This window comes from Spirosoma koreense (genome assembly GCF_054777875.1).
This window is the reverse complement of record NZ_BAAHAC010000027.1, coordinates 274,456-290,240: the sequence shown is the minus strand read 5'-3', so window position 1 is coordinate 290,240 and position 15,785 is coordinate 274,456. Positions and strand designations below refer to the sequence as shown.

Genomic DNA, 15,785 nt, shown 5'->3' with positions numbered 1-15,785 from the left:
GGACAGACACAACCAAATGTCGCCTGTCCCTATTCATGTCATCCGTATTTATACGCGACGACGCTTTGGCGGCCGGCAACCATTGTGCGGCAGCGGGGTAATATCACGAATTGTCGTTACTTCGATCCCCGAGTTCTGAATGGTACGAATCGCCGACTCACGGCCTGAACCCGGACCTTTCACGAATACTTCTGCTTTCCGCATCCCCAGGTCATGGGCAACGGTGGCGCAGTTTTGAGCGGCTGTCTGAGCAGCATACGGCGTATTTTTCTTTGAGCCACGGAAGCCCATCTTACCGGCCGATGCCCAGGATATAACCTGGCCGTTCATGTTGGTGATCGAAATGATAATGTTGTTAAACGTAGCCCGGATGTGTACCTGGCCGACGGGTTCAACAACTACTACCCGCTTTTTCGCTTTGTCTTTGCGTTTTGCTTGAGCCATTTTGTTAGGTAATCGTCAATGTGCCACCGGTTTGCATTACTTGCCACATACGACGTATATGACCACAAATGCTTCGTATGACGATGAGCGACCGATTAATTATTTCGTTACTTTCTTCTTGTTTGCGACTGTCTTCCGCTTGCCTTTACGGGTACGGGAGTTGTTCTTCGTATGCTGACCACGAACGGGCAGCCCTTTCCGGTGCCGTAGCCCCCGGTAACAGCCGATATCCATCAAGCGTTTGATGCTTAACTGGACCTCTGAACGCAACTGACCTTCTACTTTGTATTCGTTCGAGATCGCGTTACGAACTGCGCTTGCTTCATCATCTGACCATTCGCTGGCTTTTTTATCAACGCTGATGCCCGCGTCGGTCAGAATTTTCTTAGCTCGGCTACGACCGATGCCATAGATGTATGTCAGCGCAATTTCGCCACGCTTCTTGTCTGGAATATCAACACCTGCAATACGTGCCATGCTTAGCCTTGTCTTTGTTTGTAACGGGGATTCTTTTTGTTGATCACGTACAGCTTCCCTTTCCGCCGGATCACGATGCAGTCTTCGCTGCGCTTTTTGATGGACGCTTTAACTTTCATCTTTGTTAGAGTTAAGAGTGAAAAGTGATACGTGAAGAGTAATTGCTGCTGATTGATCAGCCATTAGTAGCTCTACACGCTTCATTCTTCACTTACTTGTATCGGTACACAATCCTTGCCTTACTTAAGTCATAAGGCGACATTTCCAACTTTACGCGATCTCCAGGCAGAATTTTGATGTAGTTCATCCGCATTTTGCCGGAGATGTGAGCGATTACCTCGTGCTTGTTGGCCAGTTCGACCCGAAACATAGCATTCGACAATGCCTCCAAAATCACACCATCCTGTTCTATAGAATTCTGCTTTGCCATATTCGCTTTAAGCGGCCATCAGTTCCTGTGTTTCAACCATCAGGCTTGTATTCGCAGTCACTGCTTCAATGTATTCAAAGGTTGTAAGAATCTCGGGTTTACCCTTCCGAACAGCTACCGTATGTTCAAAGTGAGCCGACGGTTTGCGGTCGACTGTTCGAATTGTCCAGCCGTCGCGCTCCTGCACTACTGCCTTCTTGCCAAAATTGATCATGGGTTCTATGGCCAGGATCATACCTTCGCGCAACTTCGGCCCTTGTCCGCGTTTACCGTAATTCGGCACCTCGGGAGCCTCGTGAAGATTTTGCCCAACGCCGTGGCCCACCAATTCTCGCACGACCGAGTAACCACACTTTTCGGTGTAAGTCTGGATGGCATAACCGATGTCGCCGATCCGGTTTCCATCAATTGCTTTTTCCAGCCCAAGATACAACGACTCCTTCGTGCGCGACAACAATCGCCGGACAGCAGGATTTACGTCACCAACCGGATACGTGTAGGCACTATCGCTGTGATAACCGTTCAGCTTTACCCCACAGTCGATCGAGACAATATCTCCGTCGTGAAGTTCGTAGCGGCTTGGAAACCCATGAACCACAACATCATTGACTGATATACAGAGCGAAGCCGGAAACTTATTGTATCCTAAGAATGAAGGAACGCCACCGTTATCCCTAATAAACGTTTCCGCTACTGTGTCCAGTTCCTTCGTCGTTATGCCAGGCCGGATAAGTTTAGCAACTTCGGCGTGGGCTTTACCCAGTACCTGCGCGCTGATTTTTATCAGAGCGATTTCTTCGTCGCTCCGGTAAAAAATCATTTTATCCTTTTTATCTGAACCTGTCATCTTAATTAAGCGGCTACTGTCTCGCTGCTCGTCCGTCCTTGTACCCGGCCCGACTTCATCAGTCCTTCGTACCGGCGCATGAGCAGATAGCTTTCTACTTGTTGAAGTGTATCAAGTACCACCCCGACCATAATCAACAGCGACGTACCACCGAAGAATTGTGAAAATCCAGTGGTCATACCCAGCAGGTTAGCAATAGCCGGCAAAATGGCTACGATCCCCAGCATAATTGCCCCAGGCAGAGTAATCCGGTCAAGTACGGTACCGATGTATTCCGAAGTTTGAATACCAGGTTTTACCCCAGGAATGAATCCACCGCTCCGACGCATATCATCTGCAATCTGAGTCGGGTTGACCGAGATAGCCGTGTAAAAAAACGTAAAGATGATAATTAACAGGCCAAACAGCAGGTTGTACTGCCAGGTAGTATAGCTCTGGAAAGCGTTCTGAACGCTAGCGGCAAAATCACTCTTCTCTGCGAACAGCCCAGCTACATAAGTCGGGATGAACATCAGCGCCTGAGCAAAAATGATCGGCATTACACCGGCTGCGTTCAACTTCAGGGGCAGATACTGCCGCTGGCCACCAACAACTTTATTACCGATAACTTGTTTAGCGTATTGAATAGGAATTCGACGAACAGCCTGTGTTAGTACGACAGCACCCATAACAACGAAGTAGAGTGCTACCATTTCCAGAACGAAAATCAGTATACCGCCCGAACCACGCGACTGGAATTCTCCAATGATAGCACCTGGAAGCCGTGATACGATCCCGATCATAATGATCATGGAAATACCATTGCCGATTCCTTTGTCGGTAATCCGTTCGCCTAACCACATGCAGAAAATAGTCCCTGAGGTCAGAACGAACAGCGATGAAATCGTAAATAAGCTCCGGCTGATCAACAGGGCATCGGTAGGAATCGTCGTATTAACGTACGTAATGGCCTGAACCGCTGTTACGCCAATGGTAAGCACTCGTGTAATCTGATTCAACCGCTTACGACCCGATTCGCCTTCTTTCTGCATTTTCTGAAAGTAGGGGAGAGCCAGCGTAAGCAGCTGAATAGCGATCGATGCCGAAATATACGGCATGATACCCAGCGCGAAAATGGAAGCCTTACTAAACGCACCACCCAAAAAGGTGTCCAGCAAACCGAGCAACCCTTGTGGGTTAAGATTCAGCTTGCTAGGGTCAACGCCTGGTAGTACGATAGCCGAACCCAGACGAAAGGCTGCAATAAACAGAAGTGTGTTGAGGATTCGACCCCGCAACTCGTCAATTGCAAAAATATTCTTAAACGTGGTGATGAGTCGGTTCATAAAAGTAGATCGGCTTTACCGAACAACTTAGTTAGCTGCTTCCTCTTTTGCTTCTTTTGCTGGCACGATGGCCTTACCACCCGCCTTTTCAATAGCTTCCCGAGCACTCGTTGAGAAAGCATGAGCGTGAATTTCAACAGGGGTTGTCAATTCACCACGGCTCAGTACTTTGACAAGGTCTTTCTTGCTTACCAGACCATGCTGACGCAGAAAGTCAAAGTCAACAACCGTTACCTTTGTCTCATCGACCAGCGCCTGAATGATGTCCAGGTTGAGGGGTTTATATTCGACGCGGTTGATGTTTTTAAAGCCAAATTTAGGCACACGACGTTGCAGGGGCATCTGGCCACCTTCAAAGTGCATTTTCTGGCTGTATCCCGAGCGCGACTGCGCTCCTTTGTGACCACGCGTAGACGTTCCGCCCATGCCTGATCCTTGCCCGCGTCCGACTCGCTTGCGCTCTCTGACGGAACCTTTTGCCGGTCTAAGGTTGCTTAGATTCATTTTGGATTATTTGTTTTGTCATTAAGTGGTCATTGATTGTCAGTAAGTAGCATTCATCGTATTCAACAAATGACTACTTACTGACAATCAATGACCACTTAATGAGTGTTTTGCTAAAAGAATCGCAAAGGTACTAAATTTCTTCGACTTTTACCAGATGTTGTACCTTGTTGATTGCACCTTTCAGCGCGTCGTTATACTCTAACTCAACGCTGCGGTTGATTTTGCCCAAGCCTAACGACTTGATAGCGTTTTTTTGGGATAACGGCCGCTTGATGGTGCTGCTGACCTGCGTGATACGTACTCGTGCCATGTCTGTTGCTCCTAATGGTTAACCGTTAAATACTTTAGCCAGGCTTACTTGGCGCTGGAAAGCTACCTGATGAGGCAGACGCATTTTCAGCAGCGCATCCAGCGTAGCTTTTACTACGTTATGCGGGTTCGACGACCCTTTCGACTTCGCCAGAATGTCGTGTATGCCAGCCGATTCGAGAACGGCCCGCATAGCACCACCGGCGATTACGCCCGTACCAGGAGCCGCTGGTTTCAGCAGGACAAAGCCACCGCTGAACTTGCCTTCCATTTCGTGAGGAACCGTGCGTTTCAGAAGTGGAATCTGTACCAGATTCTTTTTCGCATCCTCTACTCCTTTGGCAATTGCATCGGTTACTTCATTGGCCTTACCCAATCCGTAACCAACGACACCATTACCATCGCCGACGACGACAATCGCCGAGAAACTGAACCGGCGACCACCTTTTACCACTTTCGCTACGCGATTGATGGCAACAACCTTTTCTTTCAGGTCGGCTTCGTTGAATTTTGTCGGTCTTGCTGAATTGATGTTCATTGCTTAGAACTTAAGGCCACCCTCGCGGGCTGCGTCGGCCAGTGCTTTTACTTTACCGTGATACAAGTAGCCATTGCGGTCGAACACAGCTGAGCTGATGTTCTGGGCAACTGCTTTTTCGGCCAATCGTTGACCTACTTTCTTTGCCGTCTCAACGGTGTTCCCTTCAACTTCACTTTGCAACTCGATCGAGGAAGCAGAGGCCAGCGTATGTCCTGCTACATCATCAATCAACTGTGCGTAAATAGCTTTGTTAGAGCGAAAAACCGACAGGCGAGGACGTTCGGCGGTACCAGATACTTTTGCCCGGATGCCAAACTTAATCCGTTGTCTTCTTTCTTGTTTAGTAGTTGCCATGTTATTTGATTCCGACCAAATAGGCGATTTAAATTATCATTGATGATCATTCCCGGCAACCCACCAGGGGCTCCTTCAGAATAATCAATGATTACCCAATGACTTATTTCTTAGACGAAGATTTACCAGCTTTCCGGCGAACTTGCTCACCAACGAAGCGAATACCTTTACCTTTGTAAGGCTCAACTTTACGCAGCGAACGAATTTTAGCAGCTACGTCTCCGAGCAACTGCTTATCTGAACCTTCGAGGTATACTTTAGGATTCTGGCCTTTTTCTGTTACAGCCGTAACTTTGATCTCTTCCGGAACAGCTACATACACATTGTGTGAATAGCCCAGTTGTAACTCCAGAACATTATTAGCAACCGATGCTTTATAACCGACTCCAATAACCTCGAGGTTCAGTTTAAAGCCTTCGCTTACGCCCGTAACCATATTGTTCACCAGTGAACGATACAGGCCGTGCAGCGCTTTATGACGCTTCTGTTCAGTAGGGCGCGATACTTGAATCTGACCATCTGCGACTGCTACCGAAATGTCCGGATCAACCGACTGGGTCAGGGTGCCTTTAGGCCCTTTCACCGTTACGACGTTCTGAGCGTCGACGGACAACGTTACGTTGCTGGGCAGGGCAATGGATTTCTTACCTATACGTGACATCGTTCAGTTCGGATTAATAGACGTAACACAGGACTTCTCCACCGACGTTCAGCGTTTTGGCTTCTTTGTCGGTCATCACGCCTTTCGAGGTCGAGATAATAGCGACACCCAGACCATTCAGGATACGGGGCAAATGATCGGCACCCCGATATTGCCGCAAGCCTGGCCGGCTGATGCGTTGCAGATCAACGATAGCGGATTGCTTCGTTGTCGGATTGTACTTCAGCGCAATTTTGATAGTGCCCTGAGCGGTGCTGTCGTCGAACTTATAGTTCTGGATGTACCCTTTTTCGTACAAAACCTTGGTAATTTCTTTTTTTATATTAGAAGCAGGGATTTCTACAATCCGGTGTTTAGCACGGATAGCGTTTCTGACTCGTGTCAGGTAATCTGCTATTGGATCTGTATTCATTCTTAGCGTTGCGTTACTTGCAAACTCCTGTTTCCAAGAAAGTTCGCAAAATTACGGAAACTGAATTACAAATAGAAATGGAGTCTGGAACTACCAGCTTGCCTTAGTTACACCTGGAATTTTACCCGCCGAGGCCATTTCACGGAATGTTACCCGCGAAATACCAAACTTGCGCATGTATCCCCGAGGACGACCCGTCAGCTTGCAGCGATTGTGCAAACGAACCGGCGACGCATTCTTGGGTAGTTTGTCCAGACCGATATAGTCACCAGCCTCTTTCAGGGCTTTCCGTTTCGCAGCATATTTGGCAACTAACGCTTCGCGTTTCCGTTCCCGTGCTTTGATTGATTCTTTTGCCATTTTCTTAGCCTTTGTGTCGGTTATTATTTACCACTTTTAGCAAACGGCATTCCCATTGCTTTCAGCAGCTCATAGCTTTCGTTATCGGTGTTGGCGGTCGTCACGAAAGTGATATCCATCCCCGAAATGCGGGCTACTTTATCGATGCTGATCTCAGGGAAGATAATCTGCTCCTGCACGCCGAACGTATAGTTACCACGACCATCGAACCCTTTATCGCTAATGCCTTTGAAGTCACGAACGCGGGGCAACGAAACCGTCGTCAGCCGATCCATGAATTCATACATTTTCTCACCACGTAGTGTTACTTTCGCACCAATGGGCATTTTCTCCCGCAGTTTGAAGTTCGATACCGCTTTCTTCGACAGAGTCGGAACGGCTTTCTGCCCCGTGATGGTCGTCAACTCTTCGACGCCTACGTCTACCAATTTCTTATCAGCGACAGCAGCTCCGATTCCTTTATTGATGACGATTTTGCTCAGACGCGGCACTTGCATAACCGACTTATACTGGAATCTGTCTTTCAACTGAGGCACGACCTCATTCAAATATTTCTCTTTCAGTCTTGGCGTTGCCATTTTCTTAGACCTTTTTCGTGTTATTGCTTCCGGTAAGAATCGGGAATGAAATTACCCGTCTTTTTCGAATACCGTTGCAGCTTGCCTTTGTCGTTCAACTTACGACCCGTACGGGTAGGTTCGCCGGTGGCCGGATCGACCAGCTTCAGATTGCTGATGTGAATCGATCCTTCCGTTTTTTCCAGGCTCCCCTGCGGGTTAGAAGCCGTTGGCTTCAGGTGTTTGGTAATCATAGCGATACCCTCGACGCGAGCGCGATCTTTTTCTACGATTACTTCTTTCACCACTCCGCGCTGACCTTTCGAGTTACCACCAATCACCAGGACCGTATCGCCCGTCTGAATGTGGAATTTATGTTTCGGTAGCGTTATTTTCTTTTCCATTACTTACAACACCTCAGGGGCTAGCGATACGATTTTCATGAATTGTTTCTCGCGCAGTTCGCGGGCAACAGGTCCGAAAATCCGGGTGCCCCGCGGCTCATCGTTATTATTGAGCAACACAGCTGCGTTGTCTTCAAAACGAATATACGAACCGTCTTTCCGGCGTACTTCTTTCTTGGTGCGAACAACTACTGCTTTCGAAACCGTCCCCTTTTTCATACTGCTGGAGGACAGGGCCTGTTTCACCGTCACGACAATCTTGTCACCGACCGATGCATACCGCTTGCCTGTACCGCCCAGAACGCGGATAACCAGTACCTCTTTGGCACCACTGTTATCGGCTACTCCTAATCTTGATTCTTGCTGTACCATGGCTTACTTCGCCTTTTCGATGATTTCGACTAACCTCCAACGCTTATTTTTGCTCAATGGGCGGGTTTCCATCACACGAACGGTGTCGCCGATTCCGCACTCATTGTTTTCATCATGCACCGTCAGTTTCTTCGTTTTAGTCTGAAACTTGTGGTAGAGCGGGTGTTTCACTTTACGGTCAATGGCAACCGTAATCGTTTTCTGCATTTTATTGCTGGTCACCCGTCCGATCCGCTCTTTACGAGCGTTACGCTCCGAAGCCGGCTTGGCAGCACTCGTTGCGGGAGCGGTTGCCGTCGGCTGTTCTGTTGCTGCTGCCGCCGGAGTAACTGTTTCCTCCTGCGGTGCTGGTGCTTGTTGCTCTTCCATCGTCGTGTCTTAGTAGGCTTGCTTAGCTGTCAGTTCGGTATTCAGGCGAGCAATCCGTTTCCGACTCTCGCGGATTCGCATGGGGTTCTCGATAGGAGAAACCGCGTGCGCAAACTTCAGTTTCAGCAGTCGATCCTGCTCCGCACCAATCTCCGTACGTAGCTGATCGGCCGACAATCCTTTTAAATCTTCTTTTTTCATCTTGTTCGTCGCTTAGGGATACTATTCCTCACCTTGCTCCTGATAATCGCGCCGAACCACAAACTTGGTTCGAACGGGCAACTTCTGAGCGGCCAGGCGCAGAGCTTCCATGCCCGTTGCCAAATCAACACCCGTTGCTTCGAACATGATCGTGCCGGGCTTGACGACGGCTACCCAGTATTCGGGAGCCCCTTTACCTTTACCCATCCGTACTTCAGCCGGTTTCTTCGTGATTGGCTTGTCGGGGAAAATGCGAATCCAGACCTGGCCTTCGCGTTTCATGGCCCGGGTTACGGAAATACGAGCGGCTTCAATCTGGCGGGCGGTGATCCGGCCGGGCTCCAGAGATTTGATACCAAACGTACCGAAGGAGATCTCATGACCGCGTGAGGCAATACCGGGAATCCTTCCTTTATGCTGCTTGCGAAATTTTGTTCTTTTTGGCTGTAACATAGCTCTAAAAGTTGGAGTCGGTAGTCGGCAGTCAATAGCTGGTAGTTACCTGGCAGCGCTTGACTGACAACTGCTGACTTGAAGTTATCGTCTTTGGCCTCCGCCCCGGTTTCCACCGCGATCGCCACCCTGGTTACCACCCCGGTTACCACCGCGGCCTCCTGCACCCCGTTCTCCGCGATCACCTCGATTGCGACCACCGCGTTCGTTACCGTCACGGTCACCACGAGGACCCCGACGGTCACCCCGGTCATTAGAGGAAGCTGAACGCTCACCCGCCTGTGCCTGGCTCATCATAGCCGCCGGCGACAAGTCGCGCTTGCCATAAACTTCGCCCTTAAAGATCCATACTTTAATACCGATCTTACCGTATACGGTCTGTGCTTCCGAGATTGCGTAATCGACATCGGCACGCAGCGTATGAAGCGGAACACGACCTTCTTTGTATTGCTCCGAACGGGCAATTTCTGCACCGCCCAAACGACCTGATACTTTTACTTTGATACCTTGCGCACCGACGCGCAGAGCCGACTGGATCGCCTGCTTCATGGCACGACGGAAGGAAATACGCGCCTGTAACTGCTGAGCGATTGCTTCGCCAACTAGTTTGGCATCGATTTCCGGACGCTTGATTTCGAAGATGTTGATCTGGACGTCTTTGCCCGTAATCTTTTTCAGTTCTTCTTTGATCTTGTCGACCTCACCACCGCCTTTACCGATAACGATGCCCGGACGTGCCGTATGAATCGTCAGGGTAACGCGTTTCAGCGTACGTTCGATTACTACCCGAGCAATGGCTCCTTTCGGAATACGGGCTGCTACGTATTTCCGGATTTTTTCGTCTTCAACGAGTTTATCCGAAAATTCTTTACCGCCGTACCAGCTCGATTCCCAGCCCCGAACAATACCAAGTCGCAGGCCAACTGGATTTATTTTCTGTCCCATTTCTTACTTATTGTTCGTTTTCAGGGGTTTCTGCTTCTGCCGAAGTCAATACCGATTGAGCTGCGCTATCGACAACAATCGTAATGTGATTCGACCGCTTCCGAATCCGGTGTCCCCGACCTTGTGGGGCAGGACGCAGACGTTTCAGCATCGGACCACCGTCCACAAAAATCGTTTTTACGTACAGATCGGCGTCTTCAATGCGCTCGTTCTCATTTTTCTGCTGCCAGTTGGCAACGGCCGACAAAAGCACTTTCTGCAATACATCGGCACCAGCCTGTGGCTGATATTTCAACAGACCCAACGCCCGGCTAACGCGCTGACCACGAATCAGGTCGGCGATTAACCGCATCTTACGGGGCGACGTGGGCACATCTCTAAGTCTTGCTACTGCTTCCATGTTTTTTATGGCTCGGGGTTTAGGGCATAGGGCGTGGGAATAAAACCCGATGCCCAACGCCCTATGCCCTATGCTAGTTTATCGTTTGCCCTTGTCTTTTTTTGCGGTGTGCCCCCGGAAATTGCGCGTCGGTGAGAACTCACCCAGCTTGTGGCCTACCATGTTTTCCGTTACATAAACCGGGATGAACTTGTTGCCGTTGTGAACAGCGAACGTATGGCCTACGAAATCCGGCGAAATCATCGAGCGACGCGACCAGGTTTTGATGACCGATTTCTTGCCCGAATCGTTTTGAGTCTGCACTTTGTTGTCCAGACGAAAATCAATATATGGGCCTTTTTTAAGTGAACGTGCCATATTTATTTGTTACTTTTTGCGTCGGCTAATAATCATATTCTCAGAAGCCTTGTTCCGGTTGCGGGTTTTCTGACCTTTCGCAAACTGGCCATTTCGTGAACGTGGGTGACCACCCGACGCCCGGCCTTCTCCACCACCCATGGGGTGATCGACAGGGTTCATAACGACCGCCCGGACACGAGGACGACGACCTAGCCAACGACTACGGCCTGCCTTGCCTACTACTACGTTCATGTGGTCGGGGTTGGACACCGAACCAACCGTTGCCATCCCCGAACTCAGAACCCGGCGGGTCTCGCCCGAAGGAAGCCGTAGAATGGCGTATTTATCTTCACGACCTACTAACTGAGCGTATGTACCAGCCGACCGGGCCATCGAACCACCTTTACCAGGCGTTAGCTCAATGTTATGAATAATGGTACCGAGTGGCATTTCCGACATGGGCAGTGCGTTGCCTACGTCGGGGGTAGAACCCGTGCCCGACTGAATCTTTTGGCCAACGGCAATGCCCTGAGGGGCAATGATGTAGCGCTTCTCCCCATCGGTATATTGCACCAGCGAGATGCGGGCCGAACGGTTTGGATCGTATTCTACAGTCAAAACTTCGGCAGTCTGGCCGACTTTATCGCGCTTGAAGTCAATAATACGGTAGTGCCGCTTATGACCTCCACCAATGTAGCGCATAGTGCGGTGCCCTTCGTTATTCCGGCCACCGGTTCTCTTAATGGGCTCCAGCAGACTTTTCTCTGGCTTGGAGGCTGTTATTTCCGCAAAGTCGGGTGCCACGCGAAAGCGGGTACTCGGCGTTATTGGTCTTAGTTTTTTAACTCCCATGACTGATTAATTGGTAGAGCAAGGCTCGGTTTACAGGTCAGCGTAGATATCAATGACTTCGCCCTCTGCAACCGTCACGATTGCTTTTTTCGTTGTGGGGGTTTTCCCCGATACCACACGTCCGTTAATGTTTTTGCTGCGTTTCTTTCCGAAAACCCGGATGGTGTTCACAGACTCTACATTGACGCCGTACATTTTCTCGATGGCTTTGCCAATCTCGAGTTTGTTGGCTTTCAGATCAACCTCAAAAGCATACTTCCCCTGCTTGTTAAGGCCCGTCATCTTTTCAGTGACGATTGGTCGTTTCAGTACGCTCATGATTATTGTTGGAACAACGTTTGAATGGTTGACAGCGCGTCTTCACTGATCAGCAGCTGGTCTGCGTTCATCAGGTCGTAGGTGTTCACCTGAGAGGCTGTCGTTACTTTCGCTTTTTGTACGTTCCGGCTCGACAGAACCACGTTTGTATTTACATCGGGCAGAATGAGCAGCGTTTTACGACCCGCCAGGTTCAGACCACTCAGGAACTGAATGTAATCTTTCGTGCGGGGAGCTTCCAGCGCGATGCTGTCAATAACTGAAATACTGTTGGCTTTCGCTTTGACGGAATAAGCCGATTGGCGGGCCAGCGCTTTTACTTTCTTGTTCAGTTTGAAGCTATAATCGCGGGGACGAGGTCCGAAAACCGTACCACCACCCACAAATACAGGCGACTTGGCACTACCTGCACGGGCACCACCTGTTCCTTTTTGCTTTTTCAGTTTGCGGGTCGAGCGCGCTACTTCAGCCCGTTCTTTCGCTTTGTGCGTTCCCTGACGCTGATTGGCCAGGTATTGTTTCACGTCGAGGTAAATCGCGTGTTGGTTCGGCTCGATTCCGAAAACCTCTTCCGGAAGGGTGACCTTTTTGCCTGTGTCTTCGCCCTTGCTGTTATATACGATTACTTCCATGGCCTACTTTTCGATAATTACGTATGAATTTTTAGCTCCGGGAACTGAACCGCTAATAACGATCAGGTTTTGCTCAGGCAGAATACGCAGAACGCGCAGGTTTTGCACCGTTACCCGGTTGCCGCCCATACGACCGGCCATACGAAGACCTTTGAACACGCGCGATGGGAACGAGCAGGCACCGATCGAACCTGGGTGACGACCCCGGTTGTGCTGACCGTGCGTTTGACCGCCTACACCACCGAATCCGTGGCGTTTCACAACGCCCTGGAAACCACGACCTTTTGCTGTGCCGACAACGTCAACGAAGTCAGCTTCTGCAAAAACATCGGCTACCGTAAGTGTTTCGCCCAGATTCAGCTCCTGCTCAAATTCTTTGAATTCGACCAGTTTGCGTTTAGGCGTGGTACCCGCTTTTTTGAAGTGGCCCAACTCCGGCTTGTTGCTGTGCTTTTCTTTCTTGTCGCCATAACCCAGCTGCACAGCTTTGTAGCCATCTTTCTCGACGCTACGAACTTGAGTTACGACACAGGGACCCGTTTCAATCACTGTACATGCCAGAGCCTGCCCGTCCGCATTGTACACGCTGGTCATCCCGATTTTTTTGCCAATTAAACCAGACATTTGTGTTTGTTTAAAGTAAGCAGGTAAAATTTAGGTACTCATTTCCCCCCTCGGACCTTCCGAATCGGGCCGCAAAAGTAGATATTTTTTCGTACGAATCCTATATCTGCTTCACAATCAGCCCCGAAAATTGACATAAAAAAAGGTCGGGCGCGTTGCACCTGACCTTTCATGGACAAACAATTCCTTTATCAAGCAAGGTTTGTTTGACCAAAAGTCAGGTGTGGTTTCCTGTTCGGACCTTCACCCTCGTATGTCATTTACTCGTATGTCGAGTTTGGGAGTGCAAAAGTAGCAAATAATTAGTAGAGATAGAAATTATTTTAAAATAAAGTTTTGAGGCTATTCGGCTGGCTGTCTACTCATTGATAGAGCCCGTATCTATGACAATGCTTAACGGCGTGATGTCGTAAGTGGCATCCGCTTTAATCAGTAGATTTCCCTTTTTTTTATCATTTACAGTAAAATCGCTACAAACGCCTGAATTCTTTCCTGTTTATGTCGCAATCTGTAACCCGCCGGCAGACGCTGGCCGCTTTAACGGCCTCTGTAGGTGCTTCGCTCTCATCAAAATCGCTGGAATCTGTATCATTGCCAGCCGCCCAGTCAGCCTTTACGCTTTGCTTGAATATGAGCACGATTCGAGGCCATAAATTGGGCTTTGTGAAAGAGCTGGAAGTGGCTTCTAAAGCTGGATTTCGATCGGTCGAGATCTGGGTTGAGACGTTGCAGACGTATTTGAAATCTGGTGCTACGGCTGCTGACGCCAGGAAAGTATTGAGCGATACTGGCATAAAAGTTGAAAACGCAATTGGATTTGCCCCCTGGATTATCGACGACGAAGCCGCTCGGGCCAAAGGGTTAGATCAGCTCAAACGCGAAATGGACATGCTGGCAGAAGTTGGCTGTAAGCGCGTAGCAACTCCACCGATCGGGGCGCAAACCCCCGGCAGTCCGAAAATCGATCTGTACAAGGCTGCTGAGCGATACCGGGCTATTCTGGAAATAGGCGATAAAACCGGGGTTGTTCCACAATTGGAACTGTGGGGCTTCTCGCCTAATCTGAGTCGATTGGGGGAGGTAATGTTCGTGGCTATTGAAAGTGGGCATCCATCAGCCAGAGTGTTGCTCGATATCTACCATCTGTATAAAGGTGGCTCAGGAAATGTGAGCATGCCGCTGGTGGGTAAACCCGCCATCGAGGTTTTTCACGTAAACGACTATACGGCTGATTTCCCACGGGAGAAAATCACCGATGCCGATCGGGTGTTTCCGGGCGACGGTGTAGCGCCCATTCGCGATACGCTTAAAATCATCAAACGCACCGATAGGCCCATCGTACTGTCGCTGGAAGTATTCAATAAATCATACTATGCCCAGGAAGCCCAGGCCGTCACCAACACGGCAATGGCCAAAATGAAAGCAATGGTCGCCGGTATTTAAAAGGCCCAGGCCATCAACCCGCCGTCTACCGAAATGGTCTGGCCGGTTACGTAGCCCGACGCAGGCATGCTCAGGAACGAAACCACCGAGGCCACTTCTTCGGGTTCGCCAATCCGGCGCATGGGCGTCCGGTTCAGAATTCCTGCCAACTTCTCCGGGTTCGTAAGCACGGGTGCCGCCAAGGGAGTCTTAATATACCAGGGAGCCACCGCATTGACCCGAATACCATCAGAGGCCCATTCGACGGCCAGGTTTCGTGTGAGCTGTAACAGAGCCGCTTTGGTCATGCCGTATAGGGAACCACTGCTGGTATGCGCTAATCCTGATACCGATGAGACGAATATAACCTTGCCGTCACCCGAGGCTTTCAGTAAAGGGTGCGCAGCCTGAGTTATTTTATAGGCCGAACGAAGGTTCGTATTGAGGATATGTTCGTATTCTACTGAACTATAGTCAGCTGTGGGTTTTCGGATATTCGTTCCGGCATTGTTCACCAGAATGTCGAGGCTCCCCCAACTTGTCTGCACAGCCTGCACAACCTGAGCGGCTGCTTCAAGCTGACTTATATCGGCCGCGATACCGTCGATTGTATGACCCTGCTGCCTGTAAGTAGCCAGATGTTCCTGCAACAGACCATTGTCCCGGGCAACAATGAAAACCGAAGCGCCAAGCGCCAGAAACTGCTGAACAATGGCTTCGCCAATGCCTTTGGTCCCCCCCGTGACCAGAGCTCGTTGACCATTCAGCGACCAGAGCGATGGATTCATAAACCTTGTTGTAATGATAATATAACCCTGCGACTGCAACCTACGTAAGAAAGATCAAACTCGTCTCTCTTCAACGGAGGAATTCCGGGCGTACGCTACTATTCCGTAAATTTTTCTACTTTTGTCCTGAGTTTTCGGTGCCAAACGTCGCTTCATGGCGGCTTTCATGGCTTAAAAGGGAAGTTGGTGTAAGACCAGCGCTGTCCCCGCAACTGTAAGTTTCATTGTAATCAATACTGTACAATGCCTGAATGATGATGGATATCCGTTATTCATTCTCCATTTTACATTATTCATTAATAAAGTCGGTTCATGCTACGTGACCACTGCGCCATACGTGCGGGAAGGTTGGAATCGATGAGACAAGCCAGGAGACCTGCCGACGACCATCCGCTGTTTGGGTGTTCGGAGGAAACGCCCCAATCGCGTGCCGTTAATACGG

At 49.7% G+C, this 15,785-nt stretch carries 28 protein-coding genes and 1 riboswitch; of the genes, 1 reads left to right on the top strand and 27 read right to left on the bottom strand.

Annotation, left to right across the window (positions count from 1 at the left end; all coding sequences use genetic code 11):
- Positions 1–48 precede the first annotated feature (48 nt).
- The 26 genes from rpsK to rplC all read right to left on the bottom strand — a co-directional run bounded on the left by rpsK (position 49) and on the right by rplC (position 13,133).
- A complete protein-coding gene (rpsK, locus tag ACYVC2_RS26735; protein WP_111350591.1) occupies positions 49–444 on the bottom strand; it encodes a 30S ribosomal protein S11 in 396 nt (131 codons plus the stop codon).
- A gap of 99 nt (positions 445–543) precedes the next feature.
- Positions 544–921, bottom strand: a complete 378-nt coding sequence (rpsM, locus tag ACYVC2_RS26730; protein ID WP_020603978.1) for a 30S ribosomal protein S13 — start codon at positions 919–921, stop codon at positions 544–546.
- A 2-nt stretch (positions 922–923) separates the two neighbouring features.
- Positions 924–1,040 carry a type B 50S ribosomal protein L36 gene (ykgO, locus tag ACYVC2_RS26725; protein ID WP_009284800.1) on the bottom strand — a complete coding sequence of 39 codons (117 nt, stop codon included), beginning with the start codon at positions 1,038–1,040 and terminating at the stop codon, positions 924–926.
- A gap of 92 nt (positions 1,041–1,132) precedes the next feature.
- On the bottom strand, positions 1,133–1,351 hold the full coding sequence (gene infA, locus ACYVC2_RS26720; RefSeq protein WP_009284801.1) for a translation initiation factor IF-1: 219 nt from the start codon (positions 1,349–1,351) through the stop codon (positions 1,133–1,135).
- A 7-nt stretch (positions 1,352–1,358) separates the two neighbouring features.
- A complete protein-coding gene (gene map / locus ACYVC2_RS26715; RefSeq protein ID WP_461107711.1) occupies positions 1,359–2,171 on the bottom strand; it encodes a type I methionyl aminopeptidase in 813 nt (270 codons plus the stop codon).
- A 32-nt stretch (positions 2,172–2,203) separates the two neighbouring features.
- Positions 2,204–3,523 (bottom strand): preprotein translocase subunit SecY, encoded by a 1,320-nt coding sequence (gene secY, locus ACYVC2_RS26710; protein ID WP_461107709.1) that lies wholly within the window; start codon positions 3,521–3,523, stop codon positions 2,204–2,206.
- A gap of 27 nt (positions 3,524–3,550) precedes the next feature.
- Positions 3,551–4,027: a 50S ribosomal protein L15 gene (gene rplO, locus ACYVC2_RS26705; RefSeq protein ID WP_461107707.1), complete on the bottom strand. Its 477-nt coding sequence runs from the start codon at positions 4,025–4,027 to the stop codon at positions 3,551–3,553.
- A gap of 133 nt (positions 4,028–4,160) precedes the next feature.
- Positions 4,161–4,340, bottom strand: coding sequence for a 50S ribosomal protein L30 (rpmD, locus tag ACYVC2_RS26700; protein ID WP_046577840.1), 180 nt, complete (start codon positions 4,338–4,340; stop codon positions 4,161–4,163).
- Between the two features lie 18 nt (positions 4,341–4,358).
- On the bottom strand, positions 4,359–4,877 hold the full coding sequence (gene rpsE, locus ACYVC2_RS26695) for a 30S ribosomal protein S5 (protein WP_461107705.1): 519 nt from the start codon (positions 4,875–4,877) through the stop codon (positions 4,359–4,361).
- Between the two features lie 3 nt (positions 4,878–4,880).
- Entirely contained in the window at positions 4,881–5,234 is a 354-nt protein-coding gene (gene rplR, locus ACYVC2_RS26690) for a 50S ribosomal protein L18 (RefSeq protein WP_461107703.1), read from the bottom strand.
- Positions 5,235–5,337: 103 nt separating this feature from the next.
- A complete protein-coding gene (gene rplF / locus ACYVC2_RS26685; RefSeq protein ID WP_461107701.1) occupies positions 5,338–5,895 on the bottom strand; it encodes a 50S ribosomal protein L6 in 558 nt (185 codons plus the stop codon).
- Positions 5,896–5,908: 13 nt separating this feature from the next.
- On the bottom strand, positions 5,909–6,307 hold the full coding sequence (gene rpsH, locus ACYVC2_RS26680; RefSeq protein ID WP_461107699.1) for a 30S ribosomal protein S8: 399 nt from the start codon (positions 6,305–6,307) through the stop codon (positions 5,909–5,911).
- 90 nt (positions 6,308–6,397) lie between these two features.
- Entirely contained in the window at positions 6,398–6,667 is a 270-nt protein-coding gene (gene rpsN, locus ACYVC2_RS26675) for a 30S ribosomal protein S14 (protein WP_020600943.1), read from the bottom strand.
- A 23-nt stretch (positions 6,668–6,690) separates the two neighbouring features.
- Positions 6,691–7,245: a 50S ribosomal protein L5 gene (gene rplE / locus ACYVC2_RS26670; RefSeq protein WP_461107697.1), complete on the bottom strand. Its 555-nt coding sequence runs from the start codon at positions 7,243–7,245 to the stop codon at positions 6,691–6,693.
- Positions 7,246–7,265: 20 nt separating this feature from the next.
- Positions 7,266–7,628 (bottom strand): 50S ribosomal protein L24, encoded by a 363-nt coding sequence (gene rplX, locus ACYVC2_RS26665; protein WP_461107695.1) that lies wholly within the window; start codon positions 7,626–7,628, stop codon positions 7,266–7,268.
- A 3-nt stretch (positions 7,629–7,631) separates the two neighbouring features.
- Positions 7,632–8,000 carry a 50S ribosomal protein L14 gene (gene rplN, locus ACYVC2_RS26660; RefSeq protein WP_018618706.1) on the bottom strand — a complete coding sequence of 123 codons (369 nt, stop codon included), beginning with the start codon at positions 7,998–8,000 and terminating at the stop codon, positions 7,632–7,634.
- Between the two features lie 3 nt (positions 8,001–8,003).
- The gene (gene rpsQ / locus ACYVC2_RS26655) at positions 8,004–8,369 is read right to left on the bottom strand and encodes a 30S ribosomal protein S17 (RefSeq protein ID WP_461107693.1); all 366 of its coding nucleotides are present in this window, start codon (positions 8,367–8,369) and stop codon (positions 8,004–8,006) included.
- Positions 8,370–8,378: 9 nt separating this feature from the next.
- Positions 8,379–8,570 carry a 50S ribosomal protein L29 gene (rpmC, locus tag ACYVC2_RS26650; protein WP_461107691.1) on the bottom strand — a complete coding sequence of 64 codons (192 nt, stop codon included), beginning with the start codon at positions 8,568–8,570 and terminating at the stop codon, positions 8,379–8,381.
- Between the two features lie 21 nt (positions 8,571–8,591).
- Positions 8,592–9,023, bottom strand: a complete 432-nt coding sequence (gene rplP, locus ACYVC2_RS26645; RefSeq protein ID WP_461107689.1) for a 50S ribosomal protein L16 — start codon at positions 9,021–9,023, stop codon at positions 8,592–8,594.
- 84 nt (positions 9,024–9,107) lie between these two features.
- Positions 9,108–9,968: a 30S ribosomal protein S3 gene (rpsC, locus tag ACYVC2_RS26640; RefSeq protein ID WP_461107687.1), complete on the bottom strand. Its 861-nt coding sequence runs from the start codon at positions 9,966–9,968 to the stop codon at positions 9,108–9,110.
- Between the two features lie 7 nt (positions 9,969–9,975).
- Positions 9,976–10,368, bottom strand: a complete 393-nt coding sequence (rplV, locus tag ACYVC2_RS26635) for a 50S ribosomal protein L22 (protein WP_461107685.1) — start codon at positions 10,366–10,368, stop codon at positions 9,976–9,978.
- A 78-nt stretch (positions 10,369–10,446) separates the two neighbouring features.
- Positions 10,447–10,725 (bottom strand): 30S ribosomal protein S19, encoded by a 279-nt coding sequence (gene rpsS, locus ACYVC2_RS26630; RefSeq protein WP_018618700.1) that lies wholly within the window; start codon positions 10,723–10,725, stop codon positions 10,447–10,449.
- Positions 10,726–10,734: 9 nt separating this feature from the next.
- Positions 10,735–11,559, bottom strand: coding sequence for a 50S ribosomal protein L2 (rplB, locus tag ACYVC2_RS26625; protein WP_461107683.1), 825 nt, complete (start codon positions 11,557–11,559; stop codon positions 10,735–10,737).
- A 30-nt stretch (positions 11,560–11,589) separates the two neighbouring features.
- Complete coding sequence (gene rplW, locus ACYVC2_RS26620) at positions 11,590–11,877, bottom strand: 50S ribosomal protein L23 (protein WP_461107681.1); 288 nt, start codon at positions 11,875–11,877, stop codon at positions 11,590–11,592.
- Positions 11,878–11,879: 2 nt separating this feature from the next.
- Positions 11,880–12,509 (bottom strand): 50S ribosomal protein L4, encoded by a 630-nt coding sequence (gene rplD, locus ACYVC2_RS26615; protein WP_461107679.1) that lies wholly within the window; start codon positions 12,507–12,509, stop codon positions 11,880–11,882.
- Between the two features lie 3 nt (positions 12,510–12,512).
- Positions 12,513–13,133, bottom strand: coding sequence for a 50S ribosomal protein L3 (gene rplC / locus ACYVC2_RS26610; protein WP_461107677.1), 621 nt, complete (start codon positions 13,131–13,133; stop codon positions 12,513–12,515).
- A gap of 498 nt (positions 13,134–13,631) precedes the next feature.
- Between rplC and ACYVC2_RS26605 the strand changes: the two genes are divergently transcribed.
- A complete protein-coding gene (locus tag ACYVC2_RS26605) occupies positions 13,632–14,576 on the top strand; it encodes a sugar phosphate isomerase/epimerase family protein (protein ID WP_461107675.1) in 945 nt (314 codons plus the stop codon).
- On the opposite strand, the gene ACYVC2_RS26600 is transcribed toward ACYVC2_RS26605, so the two are convergent.
- Positions 14,573–15,343: an SDR family oxidoreductase gene (locus ACYVC2_RS26600; protein WP_461107673.1), complete on the bottom strand. Its 771-nt coding sequence runs from the start codon at positions 15,341–15,343 to the stop codon at positions 14,573–14,575. The two genes, ACYVC2_RS26605 and ACYVC2_RS26600, sit on opposite strands and share 4 nt — an antisense overlap.
- A 118-nt stretch (positions 15,344–15,461) precedes the next feature.
- Positions 15,462–15,741: riboswitch (cobalamin riboswitch) on the top strand.
- The last annotated feature ends 44 nt before the right edge of the window (positions 15,742–15,785 follow it).

What these genes read in the sequence shown, in the direction of transcription:
- rpsK (WP_111350591.1), bottom strand. Translation starts at nt 444, where the DNA reads ATGGCTCAAGCAAAACGCAAAGACAAAGCGAAAAAGCGGGTAGTAGTT.
- rpsM (WP_020603978.1), bottom strand. Translation starts at nt 921, where the DNA reads ATGGCACGTATTGCAGGTGTTGATATTCCAGACAAGAAGCGTGGCGAA.
- ykgO (WP_009284800.1), bottom strand. Translation starts at nt 1,040, where the DNA reads ATGAAAGTTAAAGCGTCCATCAAAAAGCGCAGCGAAGACTGCATCGTG.
- infA (WP_009284801.1), bottom strand. Translation starts at nt 1,351, where the DNA reads ATGGCAAAGCAGAATTCTATAGAACAGGATGGTGTGATTTTGGAGGCA.
- map (WP_461107711.1), bottom strand. Translation starts at nt 2,171, where the DNA reads ATGATTTTTTACCGGAGCGACGAAGAAATCGCTCTGATAAAAATCAGC.
- secY (WP_461107709.1), bottom strand. Translation starts at nt 3,523, where the DNA reads ATGAACCGACTCATCACCACGTTTAAGAATATTTTTGCAATTGACGAG.
- rplO (WP_461107707.1), bottom strand. Translation starts at nt 4,027, where the DNA reads ATGAATCTAAGCAACCTTAGACCGGCAAAAGGTTCCGTCAGAGAGCGC.
- rpmD (WP_046577840.1), bottom strand. Translation starts at nt 4,340, where the DNA reads ATGGCACGAGTACGTATCACGCAGGTCAGCAGCACCATCAAGCGGCCG.
- rpsE (WP_461107705.1), bottom strand. Translation starts at nt 4,877, where the DNA reads ATGAACATCAATTCAGCAAGACCGACAAAATTCAACGAAGCCGACCTG.
- rplR (WP_461107703.1), bottom strand. Translation starts at nt 5,234, where the DNA reads ATGGCAACTACTAAACAAGAAAGAAGACAACGGATTAAGTTTGGCATC.
- rplF (WP_461107701.1), bottom strand. Translation starts at nt 5,895, where the DNA reads ATGTCACGTATAGGTAAGAAATCCATTGCCCTGCCCAGCAACGTAACG.
- rpsH (WP_461107699.1), bottom strand. Translation starts at nt 6,307, where the DNA reads ATGAATACAGATCCAATAGCAGATTACCTGACACGAGTCAGAAACGCT.
- rpsN (WP_020600943.1), bottom strand. Translation starts at nt 6,667, where the DNA reads ATGGCAAAAGAATCAATCAAAGCACGGGAACGGAAACGCGAAGCGTTA.
- rplE (WP_461107697.1), bottom strand. Translation starts at nt 7,245, where the DNA reads ATGGCAACGCCAAGACTGAAAGAGAAATATTTGAATGAGGTCGTGCCT.
- rplX (WP_461107695.1), bottom strand. Translation starts at nt 7,628, where the DNA reads ATGGAAAAGAAAATAACGCTACCGAAACATAAATTCCACATTCAGACG.
- rplN (WP_018618706.1), bottom strand. Translation starts at nt 8,000, where the DNA reads ATGGTACAGCAAGAATCAAGATTAGGAGTAGCCGATAACAGTGGTGCC.
- rpsQ (WP_461107693.1), bottom strand. Translation starts at nt 8,369, where the DNA reads ATGGAAGAGCAACAAGCACCAGCACCGCAGGAGGAAACAGTTACTCCG.
- rpmC (WP_461107691.1), bottom strand. Translation starts at nt 8,570, where the DNA reads ATGAAAAAAGAAGATTTAAAAGGATTGTCGGCCGATCAGCTACGTACG.
- rplP (WP_461107689.1), bottom strand. Translation starts at nt 9,023, where the DNA reads ATGTTACAGCCAAAAAGAACAAAATTTCGCAAGCAGCATAAAGGAAGG.
- rpsC (WP_461107687.1), bottom strand. Translation starts at nt 9,968, where the DNA reads ATGGGACAGAAAATAAATCCAGTTGGCCTGCGACTTGGTATTGTTCGG.
- rplV (WP_461107685.1), bottom strand. Translation starts at nt 10,368, where the DNA reads ATGGAAGCAGTAGCAAGACTTAGAGATGTGCCCACGTCGCCCCGTAAG.
- rpsS (WP_018618700.1), bottom strand. Translation starts at nt 10,725, where the DNA reads ATGGCACGTTCACTTAAAAAAGGCCCATATATTGATTTTCGTCTGGAC.
- rplB (WP_461107683.1), bottom strand. Translation starts at nt 11,559, where the DNA reads ATGGGAGTTAAAAAACTAAGACCAATAACGCCGAGTACCCGCTTTCGC.
- rplW (WP_461107681.1), bottom strand. Translation starts at nt 11,877, where the DNA reads ATGAGCGTACTGAAACGACCAATCGTCACTGAAAAGATGACGGGCCTT.
- rplD (WP_461107679.1), bottom strand. Translation starts at nt 12,509, where the DNA reads ATGGAAGTAATCGTATATAACAGCAAGGGCGAAGACACAGGCAAAAAG.
- rplC (WP_461107677.1), bottom strand. Translation starts at nt 13,133, where the DNA reads ATGTCTGGTTTAATTGGCAAAAAAATCGGGATGACCAGCGTGTACAAT.
- ACYVC2_RS26605 (WP_461107675.1), top strand. Translation starts at nt 13,632, where the DNA reads ATGTCGCAATCTGTAACCCGCCGGCAGACGCTGGCCGCTTTAACGGCC.
- ACYVC2_RS26600 (WP_461107673.1), bottom strand. Translation starts at nt 15,343, where the DNA reads ATGAATCCATCGCTCTGGTCGCTGAATGGTCAACGAGCTCTGGTCACG.